The following is a 13,230-nucleotide window of genomic DNA, read 5'->3' on the forward strand; positions in this document are numbered from 1 at the left end:
CCGTCCGCGTCAAAGAAAAAAGCCGGAACCGGAGGGTTTTCCGGCACCGGCAGCAAGGCTGAAGAGAAGGGACGGGACTTCAGCCGCCGACAGGCACCGGGCCTTGCCGACGGTCGCCAATCTGGCAGCCGGCGCCTGAATGGTGGTGGAACCGGTCGTTCAGGCCGCGTTCAGCGATGTTGTTTCGCGCTCTGGCACCCCTGTCGTTTTTCGATGGCGCAGGTCTTGAAGCGCATTTTTGCCGCTCCCATCTCAGGGGCACGGACGCCGCAAGGGTCCGCACCAGGGGCCGGTGCAGCCAGACGGGGCACCGGGCCCGAACTGAGAAAACCGCAAACGTCGCTTCACAGGAGGACACCATGCGTCACATCGATTTTTCGCCGCTCTATCGCTCCACCGTCGGCTTCGACCGTCTCTTTTCCATGCTGGACGGCGTCGGGCAGCCGGAGCAGGCCCAGACCTATCCGCCCTACAACATCGAACGTACCGGCGAAAACACCTACCGCATCACCATGGCTGTGGCCGGTTTCGATGAGAAGGAACTCAGCATCGAGGCCCATGCCCACATGCTGACTGTCAAGGGCGAGAAATCCGAGGAGGAAACCTCGGAGAAGTCCGAATATCTCTATCGCGGCATTGCCAAGCGCGCCTTCGAGCGCCGCTTCCAGCTGGCCGACCATGTCGAGGTGCGCGCCGCCTCGCTGAAGAACGGTTTGCTGCACATCGACCTGCTGCGCAACATCCCTGAAACGCTGAAGCCGCGCCGCATCGCGATTGCCGCCGATGCCGTCAGCACGCCGAAGACGATCGAGGCCCAGCCGGATCCGCAGAAGGTCAACTGAGCGGATTGCAGCACGGCCTCATCGTCCGCCTGACGTGACCCCGTGAATGAAAAGGCCCCTCCCGAGCGTTTCGGGAGGGGCCTTTCCGTCTGGTGTCGAAGGGGGCGGCCTCAGGCGGCGGCCGTGACGGCGTCTGCCTGTTGGCGCGCCGCCCGCTTGGCGGCATATTTCTGCGCAATCACCGCGCAGGTCATCAGCTGGATCTGGTGGAACAGCATCAGCGGCAGCACGATTGCGCCGATGCTCTGGCCGGCAAAGATGGCGCCGGCCATCGGCACGCCGGAGGCGAGGCTCTTCTTCGAACCGCAGAAGGTGATGGTGATCTCGTCTTCCTTGTTGAAGCCGAGCAGGCGGCTGCCGAACATGGTGATGCACAGAACCAGCGCCAGAAGCAGCCCGTCGATGACGATAACCACGCCGATATCGGTGACGGAGAAAGTGTGCCACAGGCCCTCGTTCACGGATTCGGAAAAGGCGAGATAGACCACCATCAGGATCGATCCGCGATCGACCGGCATCAGCAGCTTCTTGCGGCCACGCACCCAGCCGCCGATCCACGGCTCCAGCAACTGGCCGAGGATGAAGGGCGCGAGCAGCTGCAGCAGGATGGTTTCCAGCGCATCAAGCGAAAAGCCGGCGCTGCCGCTCGTCGTCATCAGCAGGCCGACGAGCAGTGGCGTCAGGAACATGCCGAACAGGTTGGAGGCCGAGGCCGAGCAGATTGCGGCCGGCACATTGCCGCCGGCAATCGAGGTGAATGCGATCGAGGATTGTACCGTGGAGGGCAGCACGCAGAGATACAGAAGTCCGGCATAGAGTTCCGGCTTCAGGATTGTCTGCGGAATGAAGCCGGCGCCGAGCCCCAGCAGCGGAAAGATCGCATAGGTGACGAGAAGGATCGTCAGGTGCAGGCGCCAGTGCAGGATGCCGGCGATCACCACGTCGCGCGACAGCCTTGCGCCGTGCAGGAAGAAGAGAAGCGCGATGGCGCAATCGGTCGCATAGCCGAAATAGGTGGCAAACATGCCCTGGGCGGGCAGCAGGGATGCGATGATGACCGTCGTCACCAGCATCAGGGTGAAGGAGTCGGGCAAAAATCGGCGCATGGTCGGTCCTGTGATCTCATATGGCCTTTACGCATGCGCCATCATGAAACAGAATGCAAAGACTAACAGTTATCACGGTTCATGATAAAATGCTCAATCTTGTCCACCTGGCCAGCTTCGTGCGCCTGCACGAAACCGGCAGTTTCACGCTTGCCGCGGAGCAGCTCGGCATCGGCCAGTCGACGGTGACGCATCACATCCAGCGGCTGGAGCAGAGCCTGGGGCGCCAGCTGATCGATCGCACCACGCATCGGGTCAAGCTGACGACGGAGGGCGAGGCGCTGCTCAGCTATGCGCGCGGCATGCTGGACCTCAATGGCCGGGTGATGTCGATATTCGGCGAAAGCCGCCTGCGCGGTCGCCTTCGCCTCGGTGTCTCCGAGGATGTGGTCGCCAATCGCCTGACGGGCATCCTGGAGGATTTCATCCGGCTTTATCCGCTGGTCGACCTGGAGCTGACCGTGGCGCTCAGTGTCGAGCTCTACCGGATGCAGGATGTGGGCGATCTGGATCTGGTGCTCGCCAAGCGCCACATCGGCGAGGCGCATGGCCGTCTGCTCTATCGCGAACCGCTGGTCTGGCTGGCGCGCGACCCGGATCTCCTGCAGTTCGGACCGGGGTATCCGGTGCCGCTGATTGCCTTTCCGGCACCGAGTATCACCCGAAAGGTGGCGCAGGATGCGCTCGACGGAGCAAAGCTGCCCTGGCGGATCGTCTGCACCTGCGGCAGCCTAGCCGGCCTGACGGCGGCCGCCCGGGCCGGCATGGGCGTCCTGGTGCAGCCGCGCAGCATGGCGCCGGAAGGGCTGAAGGAAGTGACGGGCGACCGCCTGCCGGTGCTCGAGGATGTGGAATTCGTGCTGGTTCAGCGCCGGGGTGCCGATGCGGCGCTGGCAGAGGCGCTCTCCAGCCTGATTTCCCAGCGAATCCGGCCGCACGGCACGGTCTGAGGCGCGCGTGCTTCGGTTCCTTGTTCTGGAGAGCGGAGACGCCGGGCCGGATGGCCGGCGCCTCCGTTGCCGGATCCTCAGCCGGCGGCGATCACGTCGAGGAATGCGTCGACATCCTGCGGTTCGGTGGCAAAGCTGGTGACGAGACGGATCAGCATGTCGTTGTCGCCAACCGGTTCCGGCATGTCGTGCGGTTCCAGCCAGTCGTAGAACTTTGCGCCCTTGGCCTCCGCAGCGCGGGCCGTCGTCTTCGGAATGACGGCGAAGACTTCATTGGACGTGGTCGGCCAGGCCTGCCTTGCATTGTTGGAGGCATCGAGGCCGGCCCGCAGACGATCGGCCATGGTGTTGGCATGGCGGGCAAGGTCGAGCCACAGCCCGTCCTGCAGATAGGCCTCGAACTGGGCGGCGATGAAGCGCGACTTTGAGAACAGCTGGGCGGAGCGCTTGCGCAGGAAGGGCAGTTCCCTGGCCATGGCCGGATCGAAGAAGATGATCGCTTCCGCGCACCAGCAGCCGTTCTTGGTGCCGCCGAAGGACAGAACGTCGACGCCGCGCTTCCACGTCATCTCGGCCGGCGTGGCATCGAGATGCGCCAGCGCGTTGGCAAAGCGGGCGCCATCCATGTGCAAGGGCAGGCCGTGTTCGTGGGCGATCGCCGCAATGGCCTCGATTTCCTGCAGGGAATAGATGGTGCCGACTTCGGTGGCCTGCGTCATCGTTACAGCCGTGGCGCGGCCATGATGGACGGCATCCTGCGGATAGCGTGCAATGCGGCTTCTCAGATGGGCCGGATCCATCTTGCCGCGTGGCCCTTCGACCGGCGACATGCGCATGCCGCTGAAGAAATCCGGTGCGCCGCATTCGTCCTCGATCACATGCGCCTCGGAATGGGCGAAGGTCACGCCGCCGGGCTTGGCAAGGCTGGCAAGCGCCAGCGAATTGGCCGCCGTGCCGGTGGCGACGAAGAAGACGGCGACCTCGCGCTCGAAGATCTCGTTGAAACGCTGCTCGATGGTGCGGTCGAGTTCGCTGGTGCCATAGGCGGCGGCAAAGCGTGTTGATTCCTTCAGCAGGCGTTCGTTGATGGCGGGGTGAGCGCCAGCCCAGTTGTCCGAGGCAAAGAACATGAGGGATTTCTCGCAAGATGGGTCAGGATAGGTGCGGCAGATTAAGCCGAACAGCCTGCCGATCAATAGACTTTTCGCGCGTGCGCCGGCGGACCCGATTTTGCCGCATGAAGTGGAAAGAACCGCTCCGCTTTCGATAATATTCTTGCGCCAATGGTGGCGGAAAAGGCAATTTTCCGGCTTAAGGTGGTGCTGTTTTTCCCGTGGGCGCCCTTGCGCGGGAACCGGTTTTCTGTCATAGAAATTGCGAACTAGGACAGTCATCCTGTCCTAATTTGTCGAGAATGGCTGCAAGGAACTGTTAACCTCCCGCTCCGGGAGGTATTGTCGTCTGCGGTTCACTTGCGCTGTGTATGGCTACGGGCCGCCTCCGGGCGGTGAATGAGATCAACCCTTGCCCGCTTCGGCGGCCGATAAGGAGGAAGAATGATGACGCAGGCTGAAAGACCCCATGGTGCCGAAGGCGAGACCGTGAAGGCCGTCATTCCGGCCCGTCTCTCTGCCTCGGGCATGCCGTTCGCGCAGGGGCTTTATGATCCGCGCAACGAGCACGATGCCTGCGGCGTGGGCTTCATTGCTCATATGAAGGGGCAGAAGTCGCACCAGATCGTCAAGGACGGTCTGTTCATTCTTGAAAACCTCACCCATCGCGGCGCCGTCGGTGCCGATCCGCTGATGGGCGATGGTGCTGGCATTCTGGTGCAGATCCCGGACCGTTTCTTCCGCGAGGAGATGGCCAAGCAGGGCGTGACCCTGCCGAAGGCCGGTGAATATGCGGTCGGCCATGTCTTCATGCCGCGCGATCCCGAGCAGATCGAGCACTTCAAGAAGGTGATGGTCGATGTGATTGCGGAAGAGGGGCAGCAGTTCCTCGGTTTCCGCGACGTGCCGGTCGACAATTCCTCGCTGTCGAAGGCGCCGGATATTGCTGCAACCGAACCCTATCACTGTCAGGTCTTCATCGGGGCTGGGCGCGATGCGGCGACCAACCACGATTTCGAACGCAAGCTGTTTTTGCTGCGCAAGGTGATCTCCAACCGCATCTACGACCAGTTCGGCGGCCAGGAAACCGGCTTCTATCCGGTCTCGCTGTCGTCCTCGACCATCGTCTACAAGGGCATGTTCCTGGCCTATCAGGTCGGCGCCTACTACAAGGACCTGTCGGATCCGCGTTTCGAATCCGCGGTCGCCCTCGTGCACCAGCGCTTCTCCACCAACACCTTCCCGTCGTGGAAGCTGGCGCATCCGTACCGCATGGTCGCCCATAACGGCGAAATCAACACGCTGCGCGGCAATGTCAACTGGATGGCGGCGCGCCAGGCATCCGTCTCCTCGCCCTTCTTCGGCGATGACATCTCCAAGCTCTGGCCGATTTCCTACGAAGGCCAGTCGGACACCGCCTGCTTCGACAACGCGCTCGAATTCCTCGTGCGCGGCGGTTATTCCATGGCGCATGCCGTGATGATGCTGATCCCGGAAGCCTGGGCCGGCAACCAGTCGATGAGCCCGGAACGCAAGGCCTTCTACGAATATCACGCCGCGCTGATGGAGCCGTGGGATGGTCCGGCAGCCGTTGCCTTTACCGATGGCAAGCAGATCGGCGCGACGCTCGACCGCAACGGACTGCGTCCGGCCCGCTATGTCGTCACCTCGGACGACCGGGTGATCATGGCGTCTGAGGCCGGCGTTCTGCCGGTTCCGGAGGAAACCATCGTCAAGAAGTGGCGTCTGCAGCCCGGCAAGATGCTGCTGATCGACATGGAGAAGGGCCGCATCGTTTCCGACGAGGAAGTGAAGAGCGAGCTCGCAACCAAGCATCCCTACCGCAACTGGCTGGATCGCACCCAGATCATTCTGGAAGAGCTGAAGCCGGTGGAGCCGCGTGCGCTGCGCCGCGACGTATCGCTGCTCGACCGCCAGCAGGCCTTCGGCTACACCTCGGAAGACACCAAGATCCTGATGTCGCCGATGGCAACGACCGGTCAGGAAGCCGTGGGCTCCATGGGGACCGATACGCCGATTTCGGCCATGTCGTCGAAGTCGAAGCTGCTTTACACCTATTTCAAGCAGAACTTTGCCCAGGTGACGAACCCGCCGATCGACCCGATCCGCGAAGAACTCGTCATGAGCCTCGTGTCGTTCATCGGCCCGCGCCCGAACATTCTCGACCATGAAGGCATGGCGAAGGCCAAGCGCATGGAAGTGCGCCAGCCGATCCTGACCAATGGCGATCTCGAAAAGATCCGCTCCATCGGCCACATGGAAGACCATTTCGACACCAAGACGCTCGACTTCACCTATGATGTGGAGCGCGGCGCCGAAGGCATGCCGGAAATGCTCGACCGTCTGTGCGAGCGGGCGGAAGCGGCCGTCAAGGGCGGCTACAACATCATCGTGCTCTCCGACCGCCAGATCGGCCCGGATCGCATTGCCATTCCGGCACTGCTGGCGACGGCTGCCGTGCACCATCACCTGATCCGCAAGGGCCTCAGAACCTCGGTCGGTCTGGTGGTGGAATCCGGCGAGCCGCGCGAAATCCATCACTTCTGCTGCCTTGCCGGCTTCGGTGCCGAGGCGATCAACCCGTATCTCGCCTTCGATACGCTGACCGACATGCATGCCCGTGGCGAATTCCCCAAGGAAGTCGATGCGAGCGAAGTGGTCTATCGCTACATCAAGGCGGTCGGCAAGGGCATCCTGAAGGTCATGTCCAAGATGGGCATCTCGACCTACCAGTCCTATTGCGGCGCGCAGATCTTCGATGCCATCGGCCTGTCGTCGGAACTGGTCAACAAGTATTTCTTCGGCACGGCCACCACCATCGAAGGGGTCGGCCTGAAGGAAATCGCCGAGGAAACCGTTGCCCGCCATACGGCTGCCTTCGGCAAGGACCCGATTCTCGCATCCACGCTCGATATCGGTGGCGAATATGCCTACCGCATGCGCGGCGAAAGCCATGCCTGGACGCCGGATGCGGTGGCCTCGCTGCAGCATGCCGTGCGCGGCAACAGCCAGGATCGCTACCGCGAATTCGCGGCCATGGTGAACGAGACGTCGCTGCGCATGAACACCATTCGCGGCCTGTTCAAGATCAAGTCGGCGGAAGCGATTGGCCGCAAGCCGGTCTCCATTGATGAGGTCGAACCGGCGGTCGATATCGTCAAGCGCTTCTCGACGGGTGCCATGTCCTTCGGCTCGATCAGCCGCGAGGCGCATACCACGCTCGCCATCGCCATGAACTGCATCGGCGGCAAGTCGAACACGGGTGAGGGCGGCGAAGAGAGCGACCGCTACATGCCGCTTGCCGACGGGTCGCAGAACCCGGAACGGTCTGCCATCAAGCAGATTGCATCCGGCCGCTTCGGTGTAACGACGGAATATCTCGTCAATGCCGACATGCTGCAGATCAAGGTGGCGCAGGGTGCCAAGCCCGGCGAAGGCGGTCAGCTGCCCGGTCACAAGGTGGATGCGACGGTTGCAAAGACCCGCCATTCCACGCCGGGCGTCGGCCTGATTTCGCCGCCGCCGCACCACGACATCTATTCGATCGAAGATCTGGCGCAGCTGATCTACGACCTGAAGAACGTCAACCCGGCCGCCGATATCTCGGTCAAGCTGGTGTCGGAAGTGGGTGTCGGCACGGTTGCCGCCGGCGTTGCCAAGGCGCGCGCCGACCATATCACGGTGGCCGGCTTCGATGGCGGCACCGGGGCGTCCCCGCTCACCTCGCTGAAGCATGCCGGCAGCCCCTGGGAAATCGGCCTTGCCGAAACCCAGCAGACGCTGGTGCTGAACGGCCTTCGTTCCCGCATTGCCCTTCAGGTGGATGGCGGTCTGAAGACCGGCCGCGACGTCATCATCGGTGCGCTTCTGGGGGCCGACGAATTCGGCTTCGCCACCGCGCCGCTGATTGCCGCCGGCTGCATCATGATGCGCAAGTGCCATCTCAACACCTGCCCGGTGGGCGTTGCCACGCAGGATCCCGTTCTGCGCAAGCGCTTCAAGGGCACGCCGGAGCACGTCATCAACTACTTCTTCTTCGTGGCCGAAGAAGTGCGTGAAATCCTCGCTTCGCTTGGCTTCACCAGGCTGGATGAGATCATCGGCGCTTCCGAACTGCTCGAAAAGGATGAGATGCTGGCACACTGGAAGGCCAAGGGTCTCGATTTCTCGAGGATTTTCCACAAGGTCGAGGCTCCCAAGGAAGCAACCTACTGGACCGAGCGCCAGAAGCACCCGATCGACGATATTCTCGACCGCAAGCTGATCGAGAAGTCGCTGCCTGCCTTGGAGAACAAGGAGCCGGTTGTCTTCGAAGTGCCGATCAAGAACGTCGACCGTTCTGCCGGCGCGATGCTGTCTGGCGCGCTCGCCAAGCGTTGGGGTCACAAGGGTCTCAAGGACGATACCATCCACGTGACGCTGCGCGGCACGGCTGGCCAGTCCTTCGGTGCTTTCCTCGCACGCGGCATCACCTTCGATCTGGTGGGTGACGGCAACGACTATGTGGGCAAGGGGCTTTCGGGTGGCCGCATCATCGTGCGTCCGCCGGAAAACTCGAAGCTCGCCGCAGAGCACTCCATCATCGTCGGCAACACCGTGCTCTACGGTGCGATCACCGGCGAGTGCTACTTCCGCGGCGTGGCGGGCGAGCGCTTTGCGGTGCGCAACTCCGGTGCGATTGCCGTTGTCGAAGGCGTGGGCGATCACGGCTGCGAATACATGACGGGCGGCATTGTGGTGGTTCTCGGAGAAACAGGCCGCAACTTCGCAGCCGGCATGTCTGGCGGCGTGGCCTATGTTCTCGATGAGAAGGGCGATTTCGCCAAGCGCTGCAACATGGCCATGGTCGAGCTGGAGCCGGTGCCGGAAGAAGACGACATGCTGGAGAAGCTTCACCATCACGGTGGCGACCTCATGCACAAGGGACGTGTGGACGTTTCCGAAGACATGACGCGCCACGACGAGGAGCGCCTCTACCAGATGATTTCCAACCATCTCCACTACACGGGCTCTACCCGCGCCAAGGAGATCCTGGATCGCTGGAGCGAGTATCGTCCGAAGTTCCGCAAGGTCATGCCGGTCGAGTACCGCCGTGCGCTGGAGGAAATGGAACGCATGCGCATGGGCGTTGCGGCGGAATAGTTCGACATGTTCCACCTTTGTGATATGCTGCCAGCATATGCCAATAGTGGAGGCAAATATGAACGAGCATGTGAAAGACGCAATTGGAGATGGCGAGGTCGCAGCAGCCATCTTCAAAAACGGCCGAAGCCGGGCGGTTCGCATACCGAAGGAATTCGAGTTCGATGGTGATCGTGCCGTCTTGGTGCAGCAGCCGGATGGCTCGATCCTGATGCGAACCGCGGTGACTGCGGGCCTGATCGAGTATCTCAATCAGGCGGAAGCCTGGAGTGGAGAAGAGTTCGTTGGCAACGACGACGATCTGGAACCGCTCCACGAGGTCGAGATCTGATGCGGTATATGCTTGATACCAACGTCGTTTCGGCGATGGTCAGGGATCCGCGTGGAACGGTCCTCGAACGGCTTCTTGAGATCGGGGAAGAAAATGCCTTCATCAGTATCATCACCCATGGGGAGATCTGGTACGGCGTGAAGAAAAACGGCTCCGAGGAGTTGGCGCGCAAGGTTTCAGCGGTAACGCGGCGGCTTTATGTGGCGCCGCTGCAGCTTCCGGGTGATCAGCGGTATGCCGAGGTCCGGCTGGCGTTGAGGCAAGGAAAGAATATCGGGCCAAACGACCTATGGATCGCTGCCCATGCACTGGCACTGGACGCTGTGCTGGTGACGAACGACGAGAGTGAGTTTTCCCGCGTGCCGGGGTTGAAGGTTGAAAATTGGCTGCGCTAGCGGCGAAGATTGAGGGATGAAAGATGGGCAAGGTTACGGGTTTCATGGAAATCGACCGGCAGGTGGCGAAGTATCAGCCGGCCTCTGACCGTATTCGCCATTTCCGCGAGTTTCTCATCCCGATGTCGGATGCGGAAGTCACCAAGCAGGCGGCGCGGTGCATGGACTGCGGCATCCCCTATTGCCATGGCCCGACCGGCTGTCCGGTGCACAACCAGATCCCGGACTGGAACGACCTCGTCTACAACAACAAGTGGGAAGAGGCGATCCGCAACCTCCATTCCACCAACAACTTCCCGGAATTCACCGGCCGCGTCTGCCCCGCTCCCTGCGAGGAAGCCTGCACGCTGAACCTCGAAGATGCGCCCGTCGCCATCAAGACGGTGGAACAGGCGATTGCCGACAAGGCCTACGAGCTTGGTTACATCGTGCCGCAGCCGGCGACCGTGAAGACCGGCAAGAAGGTTGCCGTGATCGGTTCCGGTCCGGCCGGCATGGCGGCTGCGCAGCAGCTGGCGCGTGCGGGTCACGAGGTGCATGTCTATGAGCGCGAGAGCAAGGCCGGCGGCCTGCTGCGTTATGGCATTCCGGACTTCAAGATGGAGAAGAACTTCATCGACCGCCGCGTCGAGCAGATGACGGGCGAGGGCGTCACCTTCCATTACGGCGCCAATATCGGCGTCGACATCCCGATGCAGACGCTGCTCGACGCGCATGATGCCGTCATCTATTGCGGCGGCTCCGAGACCCCGCGCCCTGCCGGCATTCCCGGCGTCGACCTGCACGGCGTCTATGATGCGATGCCCTATCTCGTTCAGCAGAACCGCCGTGTCGGTCGCGAGAACATCGACAGCGTCGGCTGGCCGTCCGAACCGATCCTGGCCGGTGCCAAGCATGTCGTCGTCGTCGGCGGTGGCGACACCGCGTCCGACTGCGTCGGCACGGCCTTCCGCCAGGGTGCCGTGAAGGTGACCCAGCTCGACATCCGCCCGATGCCGCCGGAAAAGGAAGACAAGCTCGCCGTCTGGCCGTTCTGGGCCACCAAGATGCGCACCTCCTCCTCCCAGGCCGAGGGAGCGATCCGCGAATTCCAGGTCGCGACACTGGAATTCGTCGGCGAAGACGGTCAGCTGACCGGCGTGCGCTGCTGCCAGGTCGATGAGCGCCGCAAGCCGATCGCCGGCACGGATTTCATCATCAAGGCCGATCTCGCCTTCATCGCCATCGGCTTTTCCGGTCCGTTCCAGGATGGCGTTCTGAAGGATCTGGGCGACAAGCTGAACCTCAATGTCGACCGTCGCGGCTCGACCAATGTTGTCGCCAGCGAAAAGGACTACAAGACCTCGGTCGACAAGCTCTGGGCGGCCGGCGACGTGCGTCGTGGTCAGTCTCTGGTCGTCTGGGCGATCCGCGAGGGCCGCCAGGTGGCGCGCGCCGTGGACGAGGCCCTGATGGGCAGCACGGTTCTGCCGGCCTGAGATGCAACAGCGAAATCGGCCCGGGAAACCGGGCCGATCCGTTTCTGCGTGAAATTTACCGGACTGACGGCCAATGACATTGAAACTCTATCTTGCCGGGCCGGAGGTCTTTCTCCCCAATGCCCGTGATATTCTGGATGCCAAGGCGGCGCTCACCCGCGCGCATGGTTTCGAGCCGATCTGCCCCGGCGACATCTTCATCGAGCCTGCGCCGACCCGCCATGAATTCGGCCTGAAGATCAGCGCGGTGGACGAAGGCATGATGAACCGCGCCGATGGAGTGATCGCCAACCTGACGCCGTTTCGCGGCATTGCCGCCGATGTCGGAACCGCCTTCGAACTCGGCTACATGTGCGCACAGGGCAAGCTGGTGGCGGCCTATACCAATGTGACCGCCAATCATTACGCCCGCACCGCCGGCTTCTACGGCGACGAGGTGCGCGAAGGCGCCGATGGCCGCAAGCGCGGGCCGGACGGCATGTCGCTCGAAGATTTCGACATGATCGAAAACCTGATGCTGCATGGCGGCATCGAGCGGCGCGGCGGTCACATTGCCATCCATGCGGCACCGGCCGATGCCCTCTACACCGACCTTGCGGCCTTCGAGCAGTGCCTTGCGGTGCTTGCGAGCCGACGCGACGGGCAGGCGGCGTGAGGCAGGGCGTCAGCGCGTCGCGCCGGTGATCTCCGTGCGATAATAGTCGACGCGGCCGATCGGCGCTTCCGGCAGCTCGCCGCGCTTCACCAGAAGGTCGCGCGGCGTTTCCTTGTCGACGGCCGGGGCCGGCGGGGAAGGGGCCTTGCCCAGCAGTTCCTCTCCGCCGTCCAGATCCGGGTCCGTCAGGCTGATCGGCTGGGTCTTCACGCTGGTCTCCGCCTCCGGCGGCAGACTGGAAAGCTGGGGCAGGTCGGCGGCATCGCCGCGGATGATGTCGGCAATGCTGAGATCGCCCAGATGCCGGCGGGCGAGTTTTTCCACATAGAAGGCGAGCTTGCGCTTGCCCGCATCCGTGAAGCCGATGCCATCGGCGCTGCGCAGCCTGACCGGCTGGCCGTTGATGTCGGATCCCGTCACGATGAACTTGCCGCCCTCGCTGACGAAGCCGTCCCAGATGTCGACGAATTCACCGCCCGCCTTCTCCACCTGCTGGCGATAGATGCCGTTCAGCGTCACGGCATCGGTGGTGAGCGACGGGGACTCGAAGGCGGGCAGGCCGACCCAGAGCAGGGGAAGGCCCGCCTTGGTGACCATGGCCGCAAGGCGCGCGACGCGCGCCTCATAGGCTGCAAGCCAGGCATCGGTGCGGAAACGCTCGCGCCCGCCCTCGACCTGCATGGCCTGGCGATCATTGGCGCCGATCATCACCACGACCAGCTTCGGCCGTTCCTCCGCCAGCAGTTGCTGCAGCCGCTGCGGCCAGTTCAGATGATCCTCGCGCACCAGCCCGGAGGAGCCGGAGCCCTGTTCGATCACGGCGACGGACGGATCCTGCGAGAAGGCAGCGTTCAGCCCCTTGCCGAGGCTCATGGCGGTGAAGTCGCCGATCACCAGGATCTTGCGGGCGTTTTCCATCTTCTCCACCGGCGCAGGCTCCTCGGCGCGCGGGGCGGGGGCGACGGTGCGTGCCGCCTCGGGCGCGGTGACCCGGGCCGGCTGGCGGCGGCGCTGCCTCTGGTTTTCCGGCTTGACGATCACCCGCTCCTCAACCTGCCGGCGGTCGCCGAACAGCATGTCCATCAGGGTGCGGCGTTCCTGGGCGGCGGCGGGGGCGCCGTCGAGCGGCAGCATCATGAGGGCGCACAGCATCATGATGCATGTCCGCTGCCCGCCTCTGCCGCCCTGTGTCATGTGC

10 protein-coding genes are annotated in these 13,230 nt (G+C 63.0%); 7 read left to right on the plus strand and 3 right to left on the minus strand.

Annotation, left to right across the window (positions count from 1 at the left end; translation table 11 throughout):
- Nucleotides 1-359 precede the first annotated feature (359 nt).
- A complete protein-coding gene (locus tag KLP42_RS05160) occupies nt 360-842 on the plus strand; it encodes an Hsp20 family protein (RefSeq protein ID WP_215565118.1) in 483 nt (160 codons plus the stop codon).
- A gap of 110 nt (nt 843-952) precedes the next feature.
- On the opposite strand, the gene KLP42_RS05165 is transcribed toward KLP42_RS05160, so the two are convergent.
- The gene (locus tag KLP42_RS05165; protein WP_215565119.1) at nt 953-1,948 is read right to left on the minus strand and encodes a bile acid:sodium symporter family protein; all 996 of its coding nucleotides are present in this window, start codon (nt 1,946-1,948) and stop codon (nt 953-955) included.
- Nucleotides 1,949-2,037: 89 nt separating this feature from the next.
- Between KLP42_RS05165 and KLP42_RS05170 the strand changes: the two genes are divergently transcribed.
- A complete protein-coding gene (locus KLP42_RS05170; RefSeq protein WP_215565120.1) occupies nt 2,038-2,898 on the plus strand; it encodes a LysR family transcriptional regulator in 861 nt (286 codons plus the stop codon).
- 77 nt (nt 2,899-2,975) lie between these two features.
- Here the strand turns inward: KLP42_RS05170 and KLP42_RS05175 are convergent, their stop codons facing one another.
- Nucleotides 2,976-4,028, minus strand: a complete 1,053-nt coding sequence (locus KLP42_RS05175; protein ID WP_215565121.1) for a threonine aldolase family protein — start codon at nt 4,026-4,028, stop codon at nt 2,976-2,978.
- A 429-nt stretch (nt 4,029-4,457) separates the two neighbouring features.
- Between KLP42_RS05175 and gltB the strand changes: the two genes are divergently transcribed.
- From gltB to KLP42_RS05200, 5 genes are all read left to right on the plus strand, one after another.
- Entirely contained in the window at nt 4,458-9,173 is a 4,716-nt protein-coding gene (gene gltB / locus KLP42_RS05180) for a glutamate synthase large subunit (protein WP_353844826.1), read from the plus strand.
- A 58-nt stretch (nt 9,174-9,231) separates the two neighbouring features.
- Nucleotides 9,232-9,504 (plus strand): antitoxin, encoded by a 273-nt coding sequence (locus KLP42_RS05185; protein WP_215565122.1) that lies wholly within the window; start codon nt 9,232-9,234, stop codon nt 9,502-9,504.
- Nucleotides 9,505-9,512: 8 nt separating this feature from the next.
- The gene (locus tag KLP42_RS05190) at nt 9,513-9,899 is read left to right on the plus strand and encodes a type II toxin-antitoxin system VapC family toxin (protein WP_252192770.1); all 387 of its coding nucleotides are present in this window, start codon (nt 9,513-9,515) and stop codon (nt 9,897-9,899) included.
- Between the two features lie 23 nt (nt 9,900-9,922).
- Nucleotides 9,923-11,377 (plus strand): glutamate synthase subunit beta, encoded by a 1,455-nt coding sequence (locus tag KLP42_RS05195; RefSeq protein ID WP_215565123.1) that lies wholly within the window; start codon nt 9,923-9,925, stop codon nt 11,375-11,377.
- A 73-nt stretch (nt 11,378-11,450) separates the two neighbouring features.
- A complete protein-coding gene (locus tag KLP42_RS05200; protein ID WP_215565124.1) occupies nt 11,451-12,032 on the plus strand; it encodes a nucleoside 2-deoxyribosyltransferase in 582 nt (193 codons plus the stop codon).
- 9 nt (nt 12,033-12,041) lie between these two features.
- Here the strand turns inward: KLP42_RS05200 and KLP42_RS05205 are convergent, their stop codons facing one another.
- A complete protein-coding gene (locus KLP42_RS05205; RefSeq protein WP_252192771.1) occupies nt 12,042-13,187 on the minus strand; it encodes an SGNH/GDSL hydrolase family protein in 1,146 nt (381 codons plus the stop codon).
- Nucleotides 13,188-13,230 lie beyond the last annotated feature (43 nt).

It is taken from the genome of Rhizobium sp. CSW-27 (assembly GCF_018760785.1).
In the GTDB taxonomy this organism is placed as follows: domain Bacteria; phylum Pseudomonadota; class Alphaproteobacteria; order Rhizobiales; family Rhizobiaceae; genus Neorhizobium.

What these genes read in the sequence shown, in the direction of transcription:
- KLP42_RS05160 (WP_215565118.1), top strand. Translation starts at nt 360, where the DNA reads ATGCGTCACATCGATTTTTCGCCGCTCTATCGCTCCACCGTCGGCTTC.
- KLP42_RS05165 (WP_215565119.1), bottom strand. Translation starts at nt 1,948, where the DNA reads ATGCGCCGATTTTTGCCCGACTCCTTCACCCTGATGCTGGTGACGACG.
- KLP42_RS05170 (WP_215565120.1), top strand. Translation starts at nt 2,038, where the DNA reads ATGCTCAATCTTGTCCACCTGGCCAGCTTCGTGCGCCTGCACGAAACC.
- KLP42_RS05175 (WP_215565121.1), bottom strand. Translation starts at nt 4,028, where the DNA reads ATGTTCTTTGCCTCGGACAACTGGGCTGGCGCTCACCCCGCCATCAAC.
- gltB (WP_353844826.1), top strand. Translation starts at nt 4,458, where the DNA reads ATGACGCAGGCTGAAAGACCCCATGGTGCCGAAGGCGAGACCGTGAAG.
- KLP42_RS05185 (WP_215565122.1), top strand. Translation starts at nt 9,232, where the DNA reads ATGAACGAGCATGTGAAAGACGCAATTGGAGATGGCGAGGTCGCAGCA.
- KLP42_RS05190 (WP_252192770.1), top strand. Translation starts at nt 9,513, where the DNA reads ATGCTTGATACCAACGTCGTTTCGGCGATGGTCAGGGATCCGCGTGGA.
- KLP42_RS05195 (WP_215565123.1), top strand. Translation starts at nt 9,923, where the DNA reads ATGGGCAAGGTTACGGGTTTCATGGAAATCGACCGGCAGGTGGCGAAG.
- KLP42_RS05200 (WP_215565124.1), top strand. Translation starts at nt 11,451, where the DNA reads ATGACATTGAAACTCTATCTTGCCGGGCCGGAGGTCTTTCTCCCCAAT.
- KLP42_RS05205 (WP_252192771.1), bottom strand. Translation starts at nt 13,187, where the DNA reads ATGATGCTGTGCGCCCTCATGATGCTGCCGCTCGACGGCGCCCCCGCC.